The organism is Lentzea guizhouensis (genome assembly GCF_001701025.1).
GTDB lineage: Bacteria > Actinomycetota > Actinomycetes > Mycobacteriales > Pseudonocardiaceae > Lentzea > Lentzea guizhouensis.
This window is the reverse complement of sequence record NZ_CP016793.1, coordinates 6,926,026-6,944,771: the sequence shown is the minus strand read 5'-3', so window position 1 is coordinate 6,944,771 and position 18,746 is coordinate 6,926,026. Positions and strand designations below refer to the sequence as shown.

The 18,746-nt window shown below is 71.6% G+C and carries 14 protein-coding genes; 3 read left to right on the top strand and 11 right to left on the bottom strand.

Annotated features, from left to right (window positions below):
- Positions 1-22: 22 nt before the first annotated feature.
- On the bottom strand, positions 23-946 hold the full coding sequence (locus BBK82_RS54785) for a pyridoxamine 5'-phosphate oxidase family protein (RefSeq protein ID WP_237047710.1): 924 nt from the start codon (positions 944-946) through the stop codon (positions 23-25).
- A 56-nt stretch (positions 947-1,002) separates the two neighbouring features.
- Between BBK82_RS54785 and BBK82_RS33615 the strand changes: the two genes are divergently transcribed.
- Positions 1,003-1,617 (top strand): TetR/AcrR family transcriptional regulator, encoded by a 615-nt coding sequence (locus BBK82_RS33615; RefSeq protein WP_065918578.1) that lies wholly within the window; start codon positions 1,003-1,005, stop codon positions 1,615-1,617.
- A gap of 4 nt (positions 1,618-1,621) precedes the next feature.
- Here the strand turns inward: BBK82_RS33615 and BBK82_RS56030 are convergent, their stop codons facing one another.
- Genes BBK82_RS56030 through BBK82_RS33600 form a run of 3 tightly spaced genes read right to left on the bottom strand, consistent with a single transcriptional unit; the run spans position 1,622 to position 6,735 of the window.
- A complete protein-coding gene (locus BBK82_RS56030; RefSeq protein WP_065918577.1) occupies positions 1,622-3,550 on the bottom strand; it encodes a GH36-type glycosyl hydrolase domain-containing protein in 1,929 nt (642 codons plus the stop codon).
- 33 nt (positions 3,551-3,583) lie between these two features.
- Positions 3,584-6,034 (bottom strand): VIT domain-containing protein, encoded by a 2,451-nt coding sequence (locus BBK82_RS33605; protein ID WP_065918576.1) that lies wholly within the window; start codon positions 6,032-6,034, stop codon positions 3,584-3,586.
- Positions 6,031-6,735: a MerR family transcriptional regulator gene (locus tag BBK82_RS33600; protein WP_065918575.1), complete on the bottom strand. Its 705-nt coding sequence runs from the start codon at positions 6,733-6,735 to the stop codon at positions 6,031-6,033. The genes BBK82_RS33605 and BBK82_RS33600 overlap by 4 nt, the downstream gene beginning before the upstream one ends.
- A gap of 128 nt (positions 6,736-6,863) precedes the next feature.
- Between BBK82_RS33600 and BBK82_RS33595 the strand changes: the two genes are divergently transcribed.
- On the top strand, positions 6,864-7,880 hold the full coding sequence (locus BBK82_RS33595; protein ID WP_065918574.1) for a hypothetical protein: 1,017 nt from the start codon (positions 6,864-6,866) through the stop codon (positions 7,878-7,880).
- Positions 7,877-8,392 carry a GNAT family N-acetyltransferase gene (locus tag BBK82_RS33590; protein ID WP_237047709.1) on the top strand — a complete coding sequence of 172 codons (516 nt, stop codon included), beginning with the start codon at positions 7,877-7,879 and terminating at the stop codon, positions 8,390-8,392. Before BBK82_RS33595 ends, BBK82_RS33590 begins: the two co-directional genes overlap by 4 nt.
- Before the next feature lie 21 nt (positions 8,393-8,413).
- On the opposite strand, the gene BBK82_RS33585 is transcribed toward BBK82_RS33590, so the two are convergent.
- The 7 genes from BBK82_RS33585 to BBK82_RS33555 all read right to left on the bottom strand — a co-directional run bounded on the left by BBK82_RS33585 (position 8,414) and on the right by BBK82_RS33555 (position 18,724).
- Entirely contained in the window at positions 8,414-10,018 is a 1,605-nt protein-coding gene (locus BBK82_RS33585) for a cellulase family glycosylhydrolase (protein ID WP_065918572.1), read from the bottom strand.
- 87 nt (positions 10,019-10,105) lie between these two features.
- Positions 10,106-10,951 carry a LacI family DNA-binding transcriptional regulator gene (locus tag BBK82_RS33580; RefSeq protein ID WP_065918571.1) on the bottom strand — a complete coding sequence of 282 codons (846 nt, stop codon included), beginning with the start codon at positions 10,949-10,951 and terminating at the stop codon, positions 10,106-10,108.
- On the bottom strand, positions 10,952-13,399 hold the full coding sequence (locus BBK82_RS33575) for a glycoside hydrolase family 2 protein (RefSeq protein ID WP_237047708.1): 2,448 nt from the start codon (positions 13,397-13,399) through the stop codon (positions 10,952-10,954).
- Between the two features lie 17 nt (positions 13,400-13,416).
- Positions 13,417-14,304 (bottom strand): ABC transporter ATP-binding protein, encoded by an 888-nt coding sequence (locus BBK82_RS33570; RefSeq protein ID WP_083268315.1) that lies wholly within the window; start codon positions 14,302-14,304, stop codon positions 13,417-13,419.
- Positions 14,301-16,049: a dipeptide/oligopeptide/nickel ABC transporter permease/ATP-binding protein gene (locus BBK82_RS33565; RefSeq protein ID WP_065918570.1), complete on the bottom strand. Its 1,749-nt coding sequence runs from the start codon at positions 16,047-16,049 to the stop codon at positions 14,301-14,303. The genes BBK82_RS33570 and BBK82_RS33565 overlap by 4 nt, the downstream gene beginning before the upstream one ends.
- Before the next feature lie 12 nt (positions 16,050-16,061).
- Positions 16,062-17,051, bottom strand: coding sequence for an ABC transporter permease (locus BBK82_RS33560; RefSeq protein WP_065918569.1), 990 nt, complete (start codon positions 17,049-17,051; stop codon positions 16,062-16,064).
- Positions 17,051-18,724 carry an ABC transporter substrate-binding protein gene (locus tag BBK82_RS33555; protein WP_065918568.1) on the bottom strand — a complete coding sequence of 558 codons (1,674 nt, stop codon included), beginning with the start codon at positions 18,722-18,724 and terminating at the stop codon, positions 17,051-17,053. Before BBK82_RS33555 ends, BBK82_RS33560 begins: the two co-directional genes overlap by 1 nt.
- Positions 18,725-18,746 lie beyond the last annotated feature (22 nt).

Below are 18,746 nucleotides of genomic sequence, written 5' to 3'. Positions count from 1 at the left end.
GCACCGGCGCGACCTCGTTCGGTCAGCAGTGCGGCGGTGGCACCCCGCGCAGCGACAACGGTTCCAGCACAACGGGATCCACGGTGATGGTGGCCCGGCCGCGGACGTGCAGCACGCCGTTGCGCCCCGGGACGAGCGCGGCGAACGAGACGCGGTCGTCGGCCAGGAGGTTGTGCAGGGTGTCGGCGCGCTTGTTGCCCTTGCGGTCCGCGATCACGAGCGTGCGGCCGTCCAGGACGCGCGCGACGGGGCCGGACTCGCCGCGCGGACTGGTGTCGCCGCCCCCTTGTGAGTCCCAGGTGGACAGTGCCAGGAACGGTGCGGTGGCGAGGAAGCCGGCCACGCCGGGCGCGGCGAGCGGGCCGTCGGTGACCTCGGGCGCGCCGGGCGAACCGTCCTCGCTACGCACGGCCGTTGAGCCGCCGTCGCCAGGCGTGGCCGTTGAGCCGTTGTCGCCGAGCACGGCACGCGAGCCGCCGGTGCCGGGTGTGGCCAAAGCGGGCCCCTGCCACAGCCCGGACCTCAGCACGGCCTGCGCGCAGTGCACGTACACCTGCTCGACGTCGAACACGACCTCACCGCTGCCGGTCGCGGACCCGTTGACCCGCAACGTCTCCCCCACTCCCGGCAGCAGGAAGACCAGCGACGCCGGCCCGGCCGCCGAACCGGGTTCGCCGAGCCGGAAGGAGATCCGCCGCGCCGACCGCACCCGTGCGAACCCCGCCCTGCCGCCGACGAACGTCGTCCGGCTGACCCCGTCCGCGTCCCGGAACCCGAACCCCGCGACCGGGCTGTGCTCCAACACCCGCAGACACCCCTCGTCGAGCGCGCCGAGCTCCTTCAACATGATCATCGACGCGGGCCGCCCGACCACGGCCTCCACCTCCTCCACGGTGGCCAGCCGATGCGTGTTGTTGATCATGAAGGGTTTGTTTTCCCAGCTCATGACACTATTGTGAGTCTTTGCTCAGCTCTTGGGTACTCGCTTTTGGAAGGACCGCCGTGCCGTCACCCGACCACCGCCTCGCCCCACGTCGCACGCCTCGGCAGGTCCGCGCCGAGCTCACCCGCGACCGCATCCTCACCGCGGCTGCTCACGTTTTCGCCGAGCACGGGTACGCCGCCGGCACCACCAACCGCATCGCCGAGCACGCCCGCGTCTCGATCGGCTCGCTGTACCAGTACTTCCCGAACAAGGACGCGGTGCTGGCCGCACTGCTGGTGCGGCACGTCGACCGCGGCGCCTGGCACCAAGCGGACCACCTCGACCTCGCACCGGGCAGCCTGGAGACCACCGTGCGGGCGCTGGTCCGTGACGCGATCGACAACCACGACGAGGACCCGCGGCTGCTGCGGATCATGATCCAGGAGGCCCAGCACTCACCCGAGCTGGCCGAGGCCGTCGCCCGGCACGGCGAGCACCGCGTCGCCCAGGTCCGCGACCTGTTCGCCCGTCACCCGGACGTCCGCGTCGCGGACCTCGACACGGCGGCCGAGCTGATCGTGTTCACGGTGGAGGTGAACACGCACCGGCTGATGGCGTTCCCGCAGGGCACCACGGTGGAGAGGTTCGAGAACGAGCTCGTCGGGATGATGACCCGCTATCTGCGCGGGTGAGGCGTCAGGTCACCTCGGTCCTCGACGGGTCGATGCCGCGCAGCCGCAGGTACGCGAGCAGCGGCTGGGAGTGGCTGTGCAGGTTGGCGACCGGGTAGGCCTGCATCGCGACCCCGTTGCCCGGCAACGCCCACGTCTCGCCGGGCCGGTCGCTGCCGGGCGGGAGGTAGCAGTCGGGGCCGGACAGCGTGCCCGACCAGATGTCCGGGTAGGCGGCCGTGTGCGCGTGCAGGGTCATGCGCCGCCACTCGTCCCACGCGAGGTCCTGGTCGTAGCGGGAGGCGGCCCAGACCAGGGTCATGGTGACCGCGAACCACACCTGCCCGTCGCCGGGCCACCGGTGCCGCGCGCCGAGCGGTGAGCCCGCGCGGCACGTCTCGTCGATCGTGGCCAGCAACGCACGTGCCTGCTCGTCGGTGGCCGCGCCGCACAAGATCGCCCACGGCTGGACCTCGAGCCACAGGTCGTTCTCCCCGACCGGGTGGCCGCCGGGGGCGTGCGCGCGGCGGAACCACCGGCCGTTCCACTCGCCGGCGACCCGTCGTCTGAGGTCGGCGGCGAGCTGCCGGGCTTCCTGGGCGGTGTCCTCGTCGTCGAGGTCGGCGGCGAGGCCGGCGTAGAGCGGGAGGACCCAGGCGGCCATGGCGGAGTTGAGCACGGACTCGCCGCGTTCGACCATCAGGTCGCGGTCCACGCCGGACTCCTTGACGGCGAGGTCGTTCCAGTCGGCGTTGAGGATGCGGACGTGTCCGTTCTCGCCCAGGCCGATCACGTCCGTGAAGAACCGGAACTGCCGCCGCAGGTGTTCCCGCAGCGGCACCGGGTCGGTCCGGTGGGCCGGGTGGTAGGGCGCCGGTCTGGTGAACGCCTCGAGGTCGCCGGTCGCGGCGGCGTACTCGGCGGCGAGCCAGAGGGCCCAGAGGTTGCTGTCGGAAGGGCGGAAGAGCTGTGTCCACGGCTGTTTGCGGCCGTCGAGGGCGTAGGGCAGGTCGCCGTCGGGGCTGCCCCAGGCGCAGGTGTTGCGCAGGACCGAGAGCGCGAGGTCGGGTTCGAGGTGCACGAGCGGGAGCGCGTGCTGCAACGGGTCCCTGGCGGCGCCGTTGAAGCCGTGGCGGAAGGAGTAGGCGGAGCCCTGGTCGAGGGTGTGGCCGCCGAGTACGCCGTCGGTGCAGGCGGCGCCGGTGAGGAGGGCGGTGTGCCAGGGGATCTCGATGGCCGCTTCGGGGGCGCGGGCGACGTCAGCGGCCGGGAGGCGGGTGCGCAGGGCGGTCAGGCTGGCGGAGTGGAGAGCGGAGGGGTCGATCTGGTCGACGATGTCGAGGCCGAAGCGGAACCACGTCGTCCGCGTCGCTCCCGGCGGCACCTCCAGCGCGACCTCCACCCGCAGCACCCCGGCCGTGGTCGCCACGCGGTCGCCGCCGCACTCCTCCAGCACCACCACCGGCGGGTCCGGCACCGCGGTGTCCCGCGCCGGCCCGAACTCCAGGTCCACCAGCCGCGGCCGCACCTCCCACTCCTCGCTCAGCGCGCGCCGCACGACCTCGTCGCCCCGGTTGGTCACCTCGATCCCCACCAGCACCCACGGCACCTCACCCTCCGGGCACAGGACCGTGCGTCGCAGCTCCACCTCCGCGTCCGCCACCGTCGTCCGGCAGAACGTCGGGCCGAACAGCTTCACCGGAGCCGCATCCGTCGCCAGCTCGCCGAACCGGCCGACGCCGGTCCGTTCGGCGAGCCACCGGCAGCCGAGGTGTTCGTCCCACACGCCGGTGCGCCCGTCGCTGTCGGCGACCAGGGTGATGCGGCGGTTGCCGAGGTGCACGACGTGCCGGGTCGTGGGTGGGTCGATGATCGGGTTCCACGGCCGGGGGCCCGCCCGGTAGGAGAACGCGGGCAGGCCCTCGGCGGTGGTCCAGTGTCCGAACGCGCTCACCGCACCAGCGTCGCGGCGGGTGCGGTGAGCGGGCTAGCGCCGATCAGCGCCAAAACGAGCGGCGTCGTTCCTGGGCGCCCTGTCCGAACTCCCGCAACAGCTGCAGGGCGCGCGACCACAGGTGGTCCACGTCGCCGCCCGCGGCGAGCTCGTCGAGCAGGCGGTGCAACGGTTCGTACGCCGCTCCCCGCCTGCCGGCGACGAGCGTGGTGATCCGGCTCGCCAGGTCGGCGAGCAGGTCGCGGCGCTCCCACTCCGGGCGTCCCGCGTCCTGTTCCAGGCGCTGGACCTCCAGTGCGGCGATCTCGCGCAGCTCGGTCGTGTCGTCCGCCGGGGGCTTGGGCGCCGACCGTGCGATGCCGTCGAGCGTCGCCGAGATCCGCGACCGGCCTCGGGTGCGTCCCGCCGAGCCCGGCGGTACGGGTGCGGGCGGCACCGGAGCACCGGACACGGGCGGTGGCACTGGTGCACCGGACGCGGGCGACGGCATCGGTGCACCGGGTGCGGCGGAGGCACGGGCGCCGGTGCGGGCGGCGGCATCGAGGGCATCGGCGCGCCGGCCACCGGGAAGGCGGGGGCGGCGAAGCTCATCGCTCCGGCCGCTCCTCCGTATCCACGGGCCATCAGCGGCTTCGGCGGCGCCGCCAGGTCCCAGCCCGCCGGGTACTCGACCGGTTGGACCACCCTGTGCACCTTGCCGTCGGTCACGACCTCCTGGTCGACGGCCACGAACGCGGTGAACCGGCACAGCACGCCGAACCGCAGCGAGGTCCGCACGATGTCGGCCTCCACCGCGCGGTCGCCGATCGCGTACCGGTCCTCCAGGTCACGCAGCGCGGCGCGGGCCCACTGCGCCGTGACCGCGGACTCGGTGTGCTCCAGCACCGCGACCGTCTCCTCCCACGCGGCACCCTCGCGGGTCCGGCCGCGCACGGTGAACGACTCCGGCGCCGGCCCGCTGTACCGGCCGAACACCACCAGCGGCACGCCGGGGTAGATCGCGGTCGGCGGCTTCGGCAGGTCGGACGACGGCGTCACCTCGACGTCGGTGACCACAGGGGCGCCGATGCGGCGCTGGATGTGCGTCATCGCCTCGTCCAGCCGGTCCTCGCTCTCGACGAGCTCGCACCGGCCGGCACCGCGCGCGGCCAGCCGGCCGAGGAAACCCGCGTTGACGGCCGAGTCGATGCCGACGGCGTGCACCCGTGTGCGGTTGAGGACCGGTGCGATGTCGCGCAGCAGCTGGTCCTCGTTGCCGACCTGCCCGTCGGTGACCATGACCAGCACCGGGTCGCGGTCGCCGGTCACGTCGGCGAGCAGCGCCAGCCCGCTGCGCAACGGTTCGAACATCTCCGTTCCACCGCGCGCCTGCACCTTCGCCAGGTGCTCGACCGCGCGGAACCGGTGGCGGTCGGTGCCCGTGACGAGCCCGGTGCCGAGCTCGGCGGGGTGCTCCACCCGGTCGTCGAAGGTCAGCACGGCGAACCTGTCGTCCGCGGTCAGCGTGTCCACGATCCTGGCCGCCGCCCGCCGGGCCGCGACCATCTTCCAGCCCGACATGCTGCCGGACCGGTCGAGCAGCAGCACCACGTCCCGCGGCCGCACCGGCGCCTCGGTCTCCGGCGGCAGCACCGTGAGCTGGAAGGTGCCGCCCTTGGAGTCGGCGTCGGGCACGCACACGACCGCGGAACTGCCGCCCGCGTAGGCGAGGCGCAGCACGAAGTCGCGGTCCACCCGCTCTCCCGGCACGACCGACACCGAGTTGCCCTCGGTCGTCACGGCGTGCAGGCTCGACCGCACCTCACCGAGCTCCAGCCCGGCCGGGTCGACCCGCACGGTGATGCCGAGCCGCACGGGGTTCGGGAAACCGGGCAGCAACACCGGCGGCGTGATCCGCGAGGCGTCCGGCACGAGGTCGGTGTCCTGCGCGTACCCGTCCCCGACCGCCGGCCCCTCGAGCGGTGTCCCCGGCACGTACCGCGGCGCCACCACGAGCGGGAACCGGAACGTCGCCGCCCCGTCCTCGAACACCAGCGGCCCCACCACGCTCAGCTCGACGGTGATGTGCTCGCCGGCCGGGATGTTGCCGACCCGCATGGTGAACACGTCCGGCCGTTCTTCCTCCACGATGGACGCTCTTCGCCCCGACGCGATCGCCTCGTCGTAGGCCTGCCGCGCCTGCCCGCGTTCCTGCAGCTCGGCCTCGACCGTGCGATCACCGGCGGTCATCTTCATGCCGGTGACAGCGGCCCGGTCGGGCAACGGGAACACATAGGTGGCTTCAAGAGCGGTGTCGTGCGTGTTCACGAACCCGGCCGTCACGGTGGTCCGGCCGACCAGCCCGGTGACGGTCGCCCGCACGTCCAGGCTCTCCAGCGGCAGGTTGCCCCGCTCGGTGCGCAGCGCACCGACACCCGCGTCCTCGGTCGTCCGGCCGATGCGGTCCCCCTCGGCGGGCTTCATCGGGGCGACGGAGATGGTCATGGCGTTTCCCTTTCGTTGACGAGCAGGCCGCGCGCGGCGAGCAGGTCGAGCAGCGGGGCGGCGGCGGCCGCGATGTCGGCGAGGTCGGTGGCGGTGGGCGAGCCGGGGGTGAGGAGGACGGCGCCGTGGCCGAGCGCGACGCCGGTGAGCAGCGTGGCCGGGCGGGCGGCGGACGGCGGTGCGGGCGGGCGGTGGCGTTGGCGGAACGGTGGGCACGGGCGGGACAGCCGGCGCTGCCGAGCCGGCCGTGGTGCGCGAGGCGGGTGGGGCGGCGGGCGGGGTGCAGGTGGAACTCCAGGCTCGGGTGGAGCAGCGGGTTCGGCCCAGAAGCGCGGCCGCACCGCCTCCCGCGCCGGAGCAGGTTCCGGCACCGGGTCCCCCAGGTCCAGCAGCCCCTCCGGCACACGGGCCAGCGCCGCCAGCGCCTGATCGGTCGCGCCCGCGAGCTCGGCCTGGATGTCGGCCAGCGTCCTCCCCTCCGCCTGCAGTCTCTTCAGCGCCACCAGCTGGAGCAGGTGGCGCCGCTCGTACAAAGCCGTTCGGCCGCGCATCGCCGAGGGCCGGTCCACCAGCCCCGTCGTCGCGTACCAGCGGACGGCGCGGCGGTCGGGCACGTCGCGCACCCGGCCGTTGGGTGCGCCGGGGTACTCCGCGGCCAAGGCGGCGGAGACACGTTCCAGCAACTCGTCGAGCGTCCACACACGAAGATAGTGACACTGTCACGATGACAGTGTCAACGCGAAAACCTGATGATGTTCACGCCCCGTAGCCGGGTAGGGTTCCCGCGTCGCGTGCCCCCTGCACATCGCGCAACGGACGGAGATCCCCAGTGAGCACGGACGAGGTCGGCCTCGCCACCGACCACGAGGCCGAGTTGGACCGGCTCAGGACCAAGAAGGAGCAGATCCTCTACGCGCTGGACCACATGCCGCGCGGCAGCTCGGTGGAGGACGTCCGCCGCTGGCTCAGCAAGAAGGGCCAGCAGGTGCCGGCCAGGTCGTACGCCGCGCCGATCGTGAACGACTGGCGCGCCCGCAACGGGATCACCGACACCAGCGGCCACATCCCGTTGACGCCGGAGCTGATCGCGAAGCTGGAAGAGGCGGAAGCCGCGGCCCTCGCCGACACGTTCGCACCCGCCGAACCCGATCCCGGACCCGGCCACTCCCCCGCCACCACCGAACCCGCCGGTGCCAAGGGCTTCTACCTCGTCGCCCTCCTCAGCATCGGCGTCAGCGTCGACACGTCGTGGCGCTTCTTCGAGCAACGCCTCGGCATCACCGACACCTGGGAGCGCGTCGCCCTCTTCTCCGTCATGGAGGCCGCCCTCGTCGCCTGCGGCTGGGCCATGCGCGGAGGCGTCCGCCGCGACGGCAGGCCCGGTCCGGCCCGGCTCGTCGCCTGGGCGCTCACCGCCTTCGCCGCGTTCGCCGCACTCAGCCTGTCCGGCCCGGTCGCCGGCACCGCCCGCGTGCTGCTCGGACCCGTGCTGGGGCTGGTGATGCTGCACCTCGCGCTCGGCATCGAGATCCGCGCCACCCGGCACAAGACCACCACCTGGGCGCGCGTCGGCCGCGAGCTGCGCGAACGGTGCCTTTCACTCCTCGGCCTCGGCGACGACCACCGCGACGCGCTGGCCCGCACCCGTGACCGTGCCGCGCTGCGGGCCGCCAAGCTCGCCATCGCGAGCCGGTGGACGCCCTTCCGGACGTCCCGGCTGCGCAAGGCGCTGCACGCCTCGCACGTCGCCCACGACACCGCCCAGCGCGACCGGATGCTGCGCGAGCTCGGTGTGCTGCAGCACGCCAAGAAGCTCGCCGAGACGAACCAGCCGTCGCCGTGGTGACCATCACGAGCGACACCGGCCTGGCCGCCGAGATCGCCGGCCTCACCAACCGCGTCTACGCCGACGCCGAGGCCGGGCTCTGGAAGGACGGCGCCGCCAGGACCTCCGAGGCCGAGGTGAAGACCCTCATCAAGGCCGGCCAGATCGCAGTCGAGCACCGGAACAAGGTCATCGGCGCCGTTCGCGTCCAGCAGCTGAACGACACCACCGGCGAGTTCGGCATGCTCGTCGCCGCACCGGAAGCACGCGGCACGGGCGTCGGTCGCGATCTCGTCGCCTTCGCCGAACAGTGGGCGCGCGACAACGACCTGTCCCACATGCAGCTGGAGCTCCTCGTCCCGCAGACGTGGAAGCACCCCGTCAAGGAGTTCCTGCGCGACTGGTACACCCGCATCGGCTACCGGGTCGTGCGCACGGGCGACCTGGCCGACGACTACCCCGCGCTGGTGCCGAAGCTGGCCTGCCCGTGCGACTTCCTCGTCTTCCACAAGGAGCTGGTGCCGGGCGCCTGAGCAGCGCCCGGCACCACGACCTCACACCGACGAGCAGGCCGCGCCGTTCAACGTGAACGCGCCCGGCACCGCGTTGGTGCTGTTCCACGCACCGGTGAACCCGAAGGACACCGACCCACCGGCGGGGATCGCCGCGTTGTAGGCCACGTTCGACGCGGTCACCGCCGCACCGGACTGGCTCGGCGTGGCGTTCCACATCTGCGTCACCGTCTGGCCGTTCGCGAACGTCCAGCGCAACGCCCAGCCGTTCACGGCCGCCGTGCCGGTGTTCTGCACCTTCACGTCGCCCTGGAACCCGCCCTGCCACTGCCCGGTGACCCGGTACGTGACCGCGCACGCCCCAGCAGGCGCGCTACCGGTGGTGAACGTGACCGACGGCGATCGCCCGGAACGGTTCCCCGCCGCGTCCAACGCGTACACCGCCACCGTGTACGAGGTGGACGGGCTGAGGTTCGTCAGAGCAGCCGAAGCACTGGCGACACTGGTCAGCGCCGACTCCGCCCCGCCGGAGATCCGCACGACCTGGTACGAGGTCACCCCGACCGCGTCGGTCGACGCCGTCCACGCCAGCGACGCGCCCGTGCCCGTCACACCGGACACGACAGGCGTCCCGGGCGTCGTGGGAGCCGTGGTGTCCGAGCCGCCGCCGAACACCGCCGCCTCGCGCGAGGTCGCCACGATCCCGTTGGCACCGTCGAAGATCCGCTGCCCCCAGCTGGTCAACCGGGACGCGTCGAACTCGGTGGCCATGTCCAGGTACTCGACACCGCCGCCGTTGCCGCTCCACGACCAGCCGAGGTAACCCAGCCGCTGCGCCTGCGTGTAGGAGAAGATCGTGTTCTCGTCCGGGTCGCCGTCGGAGTGGTTGTGGCCGAACTCCCCCACCACGATCGGCAGTCCCGCCGCGACGAACCGGCCCAGGTAGTCGGTGATCTCGGCCGCCGTGTCGAACACGCCGTACATGTGCACGGAGAACACGGTGTTGCGCTGCGGGTCGGCGGCGAACACCGAGGCCGCGTTGTCGCGCATGGTGAACGACCAGTCCTGGCCCCAGTTCGGGGCGTCCACCATGATCGTGTGGCTGAACCCGGCCGCGCGCAGGCGGCTGATCGCGGACTTCGTGTCGGCGGTCCAGGCCGACGCGCCGGTGTTGCCCCACGGCTCGTTGCCGATGTTGAGGATGACGTAGGCCTCCTGGCCGGTCATCGCGCTCTGCACGCTGATCCAGTAGTCGACCGCGCGGGCCAGGCTCACGGCACCGCTCTGCTCGCCGTAGCCAGTGGTGTCGTGCACCTCCAGCACGCAGATCAGCCGGTTGCGCTTGCACTGGCTGATGACGTTCGCGACGTCAGCAGCGTCGTTGCGGGTCCACCGGTCGCCACTGGACAACACGACGCGCACGGTGTTGGAGCGCAACGCTTTCAGGTCGGTCAGCGCCTGCGTTGTGCGTGAGGTGTACCAGGTGTGCGCGTGGTTGACCCCGCGCATCACGAACTCCGCGCCGGTCGCGTCGTACAACCTCCCGCCGCTGACGTGGAACCCGGCGGCGGGCTGCGCGACCGAAGGAGCCGTGAGCACCGACAAGCCGACGAGCAGCACGCTCAACAGCGTCAGTAATCGTTTCATCACAACAGTCCTCTCCGAGAAAACACAACATCTGGGAGCGCTCCCAGGACTGGGCGCGCGAAAGAGGCCGAGCGAACCGAGCGAAGATCAGCGAGCAGCGGCCGAGCTGTCCCGGGCGACCAGGGCCGCGGCCGGCGACCAGCGCGGAGCGACCGGCCCGCCGCCGATCAGCTCCAGCACCGACTCCGCGACCGCCACGCCGAACTGGTGCACGTCGACGCTCATCGTCGTGAGCGCGGGCGTCGCGAGCCGGCACAACGTCGAGTCGTCCCAGGCGATCAGGCTGAGCTCGCCCGGCACCGAGACGCCACGCTCCTTCGCCGTGTTCAGGCCGGCCACGGCCATCACGTCGTTGTCGTACAGGATCGCGGTGGGCGGCTCGGCGCGTTCCAGCAGCGCCGCCGTCAGCTTCGCCCCGGCCTCCTCGGAGTAGTCGCCCTCCACGATCGTCGGCACCAGCCCCGCCTCCCGGCACCCGTCGACCAGCGCCGACGTCCTGGCCGCGGTGTGCAGCAGCCCGGCGGGACCGGTGATCCGGGCGATCCGGGTGTGGCCGAGCTCCAGCAGGTGCCGCAACGCCTCCGCGACCGGACCGGCGTCGTCGGTGCGCACGGACGGTGCGTCCAGGTCGGCAGATGGCTCGCCGACGACCACCGCCGGCAGCCCGATCTCCTGCAGCACAGCGGGTCTCGGGTCGACGACGGTCCGGTTCACCAGCAGCACGGCGTCGACCAGACCACCGCTCGCCCAGCGCCGGTACGCGGTGATCTCCGCGTCGTGCGCCGGCACGACGTGCAGCAGCAACGACAGGTCGTGCGGCGTGAGGCGTTCCTCGATGCCGGCGATGAACTCCATGAAGAACGGCTCGGTGCCGAGCAGCCGGGCCGGCCGGGCCAGCACCAGCCCGACCGCTCCGGAGGACGTGGACCGCATTCAGACCTGCCCGAGGTCGTTGGCGCAGCGCAACACCGACGGATCCGCCAGCACGGCCGGATCGGTCAGCGCGACCGACGTCCGCACCACGAACGACCGGGACTCACCGGCGAGCATCGGCACCAGCATCTCCTCCACCACAGCGTCCGGTGCGACCCGGTCGGCCAGCAGCACCACGTCACGGGCGAACGAACGGGCGCGCACGTCGACACGGTATCCGCCCTGCACCGGCTCCACGCGCGCGCCGAGCGGTGCCGGGTCGAGGTCCACTTCCAGGTCCTCACCGAACGGGTGCACGACCCGTTCGGCGTCCGCGGTGGCGACGAGCACCTCGCGGGCCGGATCTCCCGGCGTGAAGACGACATCGGGCAGCGAGACGGTGTCTGCCGACCGTGCGGGCACGGTGAACGGGACGGACACCTTCTCCAGCACCTCGCCGGCGAACGTCTGCCGCTCCACCCGCACCTCCCCGGACCACTCGTCGTCGTGGTCGTTCACCACGACGAGCACCGACCGGCCGTCCCGCGGTTGCACGGTCAGCAACCGGGGCGCGAAGGCGTGGCGCAACGCGTACCAGAGCGGCTTGCGGCGTTCCTCGCTGTCGACCGCGGCCCACGAGGTCGCGGGCCAGCAGTCGTTGAGCTGCCACACCAGCGCGCCCGCCGTGCGCGGCCACCACGACCGGAAGTGCTCGACCCCGAACGCCACCGCGCGGGCCTGGTTGAGCTGGGTCGCCCAGTGCCAGTCGGCGAACTCGGCGGGGTTCGGCAGGTGGGCGGCCAGTCCCCGGTCGAGCTTGCCGTTGCCGTCCTCGGCCTTCTGGTGCGCGAGGAACCCAGGGGAGGTCGACGTGAGCGGCTCGTCGTGGACCCAGCGGGTGAGCGTCGACCACGTGGGCGGGCCCTGGAAGCCGAACTCCGAGCAGAACCGCGGCACGTGGTCGCGGTAGTGCCGGTAGTCGACCCGGTTCCACACCTCCCACTCGTGCCGGGTGCCGTGGCCGGCGTCGTTGGGGTGCACCTCGCCGCGGCTGTGCGGGCTGCCGGGCGCGTAGTGCCGGGTCGGGTCCAGCTCGGCGACGATGGCGGGCAGCAGTTCGGTGTAGTAGCGCAGGCCCCAGGTCCGGCCGTCGAGCTGCTCCTGCCAGCCCCAGTCGGCGAAGCCCCACTGGTTCTCGTTGTTGCCGTTCCACAGCGCCAGCGACGGCCGCCAGGTCAGCCGCGCCACCTGCTCGCGCGCCTCGGCCTCGACCTCGCTCCACAGCGGTTCTTCCTCGGGGTAGGCGCCGCAGGCGAACAGGAAGTCCTGCCACACCAGCACACCGCGTTCGTCACAGACGTCGTAGAAGTCGTCGGACTCGTAGATCCCGCCGCCCCAGATCCTGAGCATGTTCATGTTCGCGGCGACGGCCTGGTCGACCCGGCGGGCGAGCTGGTCGCGGGTGATCCGGGTGAGGAAGTGGTCGTCGGGGATCCAGTTGGCGCCCTTGGCGAAGATCCGCCTGCCGTTGACGACGAACGTGAACGGGGTGCCGATCTCGTCCGGTTCGACGTCCACGGTGATCGTCCGGAACCCGACGCGGTGCCGTGACTCGTCCACCGTTCCGCTCGACGCCACCAGCGACACGGTCACGTCGTAGCGCGGCTGGTCGCCGTACCCGACCGGCCACCACAGCTCGGCGTCCGGGACCAGCGCGGTGACCACGCCCCGCTCATCGAGAACCTCCTCCTCGACGGTCTGCCCGTTCACCTCGACCCGCAGCCACAACCGTTGCCGGGCGGCGGGATCGGCGTGCTCGACGTCGGCGTGCACCTCGACCCGGCCGGTGCCGTCCGGGTCGACCGTCACGAGTGGACGGACGGACGCCAGCCTGGCGGTGTGCCACCGCTCCAGCCGCACCGGCTTCCAGATGCCGGCGGTCTGCAGGTCGGGGCCCCAGTCCCAGCCGAACGAGCAGGCCATCTTGCGGATCATGTTGAACGGGTGCGGGTAGGCGTGGTCGCGCCGGCCCAGCCGTCCCTCCACCTCCTGCGCCCAGGTAAGCGCGGAGCCGAACGTCACGACCAGCTCGTTGGTGCCGTCGGCCAGCGCTTCACGCACATCGAACCGGTGCGTGCGGTGCATGTTCTGCGCCGTCCCGACCAGCACGCCGTTCAGCTGCACCGCGGCGATCGTGTCGAGCCCCTCGAACACCAGGTCGGCCCGTTCGCCGGGAGCGACCGACGCATCGAACACCGTGTCGTACCGCCATTCCGTGCGGTGCATCCACCGCAGCGACTCCTCGGCCCGGTCGAGGAACGGGTCCTCGACGTGCCCGGCGGCCAGCAGGTCCAGGTGCGTGCTGCCGGGCACGACGGCCGGCACGCGGACGCCCCGCAACGAGTCGGGCGCGGGTCCCGCGACCACGCTCAGCTGCCACCCGTCGTGCAACGTCTGGCGCTCCATCATGTCCTCATTCCCCAGTGTCAGTCGGAAACCGCGTGGGCCCATTGCCCGGTGTGGTGGTCGTACGCCGCGGCCGCACCCGCCTGCGCCACGACGTCGCGGCGCACGTCGAGCACGCGGCCGCGGGTGTCGGGGTTCGGGGAGGCCGCGGCGAGCAGCTTCGTGTAGGGGTGGTGGGCGTCGAGGATCACCGCGTCGGACGGTCCCCGCTCCACCACCCGCCCGCGGTGCAGCACGAGGATCTCGTCGGAGAAGTGCCGTGCCGTCGCGAGGTCGTGGGTGATGTACAGGACGGCGAGCTCCTCCTCGCGCTGCAACCGGGCCAGCAGCTTGAGCACGCCGAGCCGGATCGACACGTCCAGCATGGACACCGGTTCGTCGGCCACGACGACCTGTGCTCCCGGCGCGAGGGCACGGGCGATCGCGACGCGTTGCCGTTGGCCGCCGGAGAGCTCGTGCGGGCGGCGCCGGGCGAAGTCGCGCGGCAGGGTGACGCGTTCGAGCAGCTCCCCCGCCTGCCGCACCGCGTCGGCGTGGTCGCGGGCCCGGCCGTGCAGCAGCAGCGGGCGGGTGAGGTGGTGTTCGACGGTGTGGAACGGGTTGAGCGAGGCGAACGGGTCCTGGAACACCATCTGCACCCGGTGGCGGTACTCGCGGTCCGGCACCCGCTGCCCGCCCGGACCGGTGACGGTGATGGCACCGCCGGACGGCTTCTCCAGCCGCGCGATCATGCGCGCGATCGTCGACTTGCCCGACCCGGACTCGCCGACCAGCGCCACCGTCCGGCCGGGTTCGAGGGTGAACGAGACCCGGTCGACCGCGCGCAACGTCGTGCGGCGCAGTCCGGTCCGCACCGGGAAGTCCTTGGTCAGGTCCTCGGCCCGCAACATGGTCGTCACAGCGGTCATCGCAGCACCCCCTGCTCCTCCCGGCCGAACGCACCGCGTTCGCCCTCCAGGCTCGGGAACGACCCGAGCAGCTCGCGGGTGTACGGGTGGGCGGCCGCGCGGTGGACCTGTTCCGCGGTACCGTGCTCGACGATCCGTCCTTCCCGCATCACCGCCACGTGGTCGCTGATCTCCAGCAGCAGTGGCAGGTCGTGGGTGATCAGCACGACCGCGAACCCGAGCTCGTCGCGGAACCGCAGGATCTCCTGCAGAATTCCGCGCTGCACCACCACGTCCAGCGCCGTCGTGGGCTCGTCCATGATCATGACCTGCGGTTCGAGCAGCAACGCCATCGCGATCATCACGCGCTGCCGCATGCCGCCGGACAGCTCGTGCGCGAACGAGTCCAACCGGCGTGGGTCGACCCCGACCAGCTCCAGCACGTCCGCACACCTCGCACGTCGTTGGTCCTTCGCCATGGCGGGGCGGTGGGTCTTGAGGACGTCGTCGAGCTGCGCTCCGATGGTCGTCACCGGGTTCAACGCGTTCATCGCGCCCTGGAAGACCATCGACAGCTTGGTCCAGCGGAACGCCCGCAGCGCCTCGGGTTCCAGCGCCAGCACGTCGACGTCGGTGCCGTCGGCGTCGTGGAAGACCACCGAGCCGGACGTGACCTGCGCGGGCGGGCGGTGCAGCCGGTTCACGGCGTAGGCCAGCGTGGTCTTGCCGCACCCGGACTCCCCCGCCACGCCGAGCACCTCGCCGCGCCGCAACGTGAACGACACGTCGTCGACCGCGGTGACCGGCGACTCCCCCTGGTACACCACGGAGAGGTTCTGCACCGTCAGCACCGCGTCGTCATCGGTCCGTTCCGGCGAGGGGGCCTGCGGCACCGCCGTGTCCTTGGTCCGGCGCGGTTCGCCGCGCAGCTTCGGGTTGATGATCTCGTCGATGCTGAAGTTCACCAGCGCGAGCCCGCACCCGAACAACGCGATCACCAGTCCCGGCGGCACGAACCACCACCACGCGTCGAGCTGCAGCGCGAACCCGTTCTGCGCGTAGAACAACATCGTGCCCAGCGTCAGCGAGTTCGACGCACCGAGCCCGAGGAACGACAGCCCGGCCTCGCCGAGGATCGCCGCGATGACCGCGAACACGAACTGCGAGGCCACCAGCGGCAACAGGTTCGGCAGGATCTCGACCGTGATCACCCGCCACGGCTTCTCGCCCGCGACCCGTGCGGCGGCCACGTAGTCGCGGTTGCGCACCGACAGCGTCTGCGCGCGCAGCACCCGTGCCGAGGCCGCCCAGCTCGTCAACGCCAGCACCACCGCGATCGTCCACGCACCGCGCTGGTCGGCCGGCACGAACCCGGCCACGACGATCACCAGCGGCAGGCCGGGGATCACCAGCATCACGTTGGAGAACAACGAGAACAGCTCGTCGGTGAAGCCACCGACGTACGCGCCGATCACGCCGAAGAACGCCGACAGCACCGTGGCCAGCACGCCCACCAGCAGCCCGATCCGCAACGACCCGCGGGTGGCGTGCGTGAGCTGGGCCAGCACGTCCTCCCCGGTCTGCGTCGTGCCCAGCAGGTGCTCACCGCCCGGCGGCGTCAGACCCATGTCGCGCACCGCGTTCGGGTCGCCGGTCAGCAGCGGTCCCACCAGCCCGAACAACGTGATCACGGCGATCAGGCCGAGCCCCACGCCGAGCTTCGGCGACCAGCGCGGCAGCAGAGCGCCCCATCCGGAGTTGCTCATCGTCAGCTCCTCTCAGCCGGTCGCTCGGGTGCGCGGATCGATCAGGGTGTGCAGCAGGTCGACCGCGAGGTTCGCCCCCAGCACCGCGATGGTGATCACCAGGAAGATCCCCTGCATGAGCGCGTAGTCGTTGTTCTGCACCGCTTGCAGCAGCCGGCCGCCGATGCCGGGGTAGGAGAAGACCTGCTCGGTGACGATCGAGCCGGCCACCACGAACCCCAGCGAGATGGCGAACCCGGCGACCGACGGCAGGACGGCGTTGCGCGCCGCGTACCGGATCATCACCCGGCTGTCGCGCAGTCCTTTGGCCCGTGCGGTGAGCACGTAGTCCTCGGACATCGCCGACACCATCATGTTGCGCATGCCCAACAGCCAGCCGCCGACCGAGGAGATCACGATCGTCAGCGCGGGAAGCGTGCCGTGGTAGACCGCCGAGCCGATGAACTCGGCGTTCCAGCCGGGCGAGAGCACCACGTCGTAGCCGCCGAGCAACGGGAACCAGCCCAGCGCCGACGACAGCAGCGCCACCAGCAGCAGGGCGAGCCAGAAGTACGGCACGGCGGCGAGAACCGTCGTCGACGGCACCAGCGCGTCGAGCCAGGTGCCCCGCCGCCAGCCGACCACCGCACCGAGCGCGACGCCGAGCACGAACGACACCAGCGTCGCGATGCCGACCAGCACGATCGTCCACCAGAGCGACGCCGTGATCACCTCCGACACCGGCGCCGGGAACGCGCTCACCGAGACGCCGAGGTCACCGCGGGCGAGGTTGCCCAGGTAGGCGAAGTACTCGCCGAACACCGACCGGTCGCCGCCGGTGCCGAGCAGCAGCTCGTAGGAGCGGCGCACGGCCGGGTCGACCGACCCGCCCCGTTGCTGCAGCCGGGCGATCAGCACGTCGACCGGGTTGCCCGGCATGAGCCGCGGGATCACGAAGTTCAACGTCACCGCCGCCCACAGCGCGACCAGGTAGAAAGCGATCTTGCGCGCGTAGTACCGCATCAGCTGCCCGCGGGCTTGAGCTTCATGAGGATCTCGGAGCTCTCCGGCCGCGACCAGATGGCCGGGAACGCGTAGAGGTCGTCGTTCGTCGGCCAGCCGGTGAACTTCTTGGCGTTGTACTCGCTCGTCGTGCCGCCGGTGAGCACCGGGATGTACGGCATGACCTCCTCGATCCGCTGCTGGATCACGTCGAAGTGCGGCTGGCGGGCGGCGGCGTTCTCCGGGTTGATCCGCTTGAGCGCGGCGAGGGCGGCGTCGACCTGCGGGTCCTTCATGCGGCCGAAGTTCGGGTTCGCGGCCTGGCCGACCGGGGCGGTGGTGTAGCCGGCGAAGAAGTAGCTGAAGGTGTAGTACGGGTCGGCCGCCGGCCCCTGGTACACCGAGTCGATCAGCAGCTCGTACCCGCCCTGGCTGCGCGCGTCCGCCCACTCGTTCCACGACAGCTGCTGCGGCGTGACCTTGATGCCCGCCTGCAGGAGCTGCTGGGCCATGGTGTTCACGGCGGTGATGTAGTCGGTCCACCCGGTCACCACCTTGACGGTGAGCGACAACGGCTTGCCGTCCTTGGCGTAGACGCCGTCGGCGCCCTTGCGGTACCCGGCGCCCTCCAGCAGCTGGGCCGCCTTCGCCGAGTCCGGGCTCATCGCCGCCGACTTCTCCTTGAGCGTGCCCGCGATGTACGGCTCGTCGCGCTTGAGGAGCGCGAACCCGGGCGAGATCTCACTTCCGGTGTCCTGGAACGCGAGCGCGTTGAGCTGCTGGCGGTTCATCGCGTGGTAGATCGCCTTGCGCACCGCGGGATCGGTCTGCGGGCCGGTGCAGCCGAGCTCGGCGCTGGAGCAGGTGAACAGCGCGATCTGGTTCTGCGGCACGGTGATCGCGCGGTAGCCGGGGTAGGTCTTCTCGACGTTCTTGATGTCCGGAACCGGACCGGTCTGCCAGTCGATCTTGCCGGCCTTGAGCGCGTCGGCACCGCCCTGGTTGCCCGACAGCGACAGGTAGCGGACCTTCTTCACCGCGGGCTCGCCGCCGTGGTAACCGGGGTTGGCCTTGAGCGTGATCGCCTGCGGCTTGAACTCCTCCAGCTGGAACGGCCCGGTGCCGACCGGGTTCTTCACCGGGTCGGTCGCGGGCGTGGCGATGTCCTTCCAGAGGTGCTCCGGCACGATCCACAGCCGGCCGAGCACCTGCGGGCCCTCCATGTACGAGGGCTCGTCGAACTTGATGGTGACGTGGTTGTCGTCGACCACGGTCGTCGTACCCTTGAAGCCGGTCGAGTTCATCGTGCCGTTCTTGCGCACCATGTCGAACGTGAAGGCGACGTCGCGGGCGGTGAACTTCTGCCCGTCGGACCACTTGGCATCGTTGCGCAGTATGACGTGGAGCTCGGTGCCGTTGCCGTTCCAGAAGAACTCCTTGCCCAGCCGCGGCTTCGGCTTGGCGTCGCGCTGCATGGCGTTGAAGAAGAACAGCGGCTCGAAGATGGTGCCGATGCCCTCGTTCGCCGTCGGCGAGTAGGGGTTGAAGTTGCCCTGGTAGTCACCGTTCTGGCCGGTGAAGGCGATCAGCGTGGCCGCGTCGGCCGAGCTCCCGCCGGACGGACCACATGCCGTGGCCGTCAGACCTAAGACCGCCACCAGGGCGGCTGTGACACGCAGGGACTTCGGGGTCATCGTGGATCCCTTCGGGGAGCCT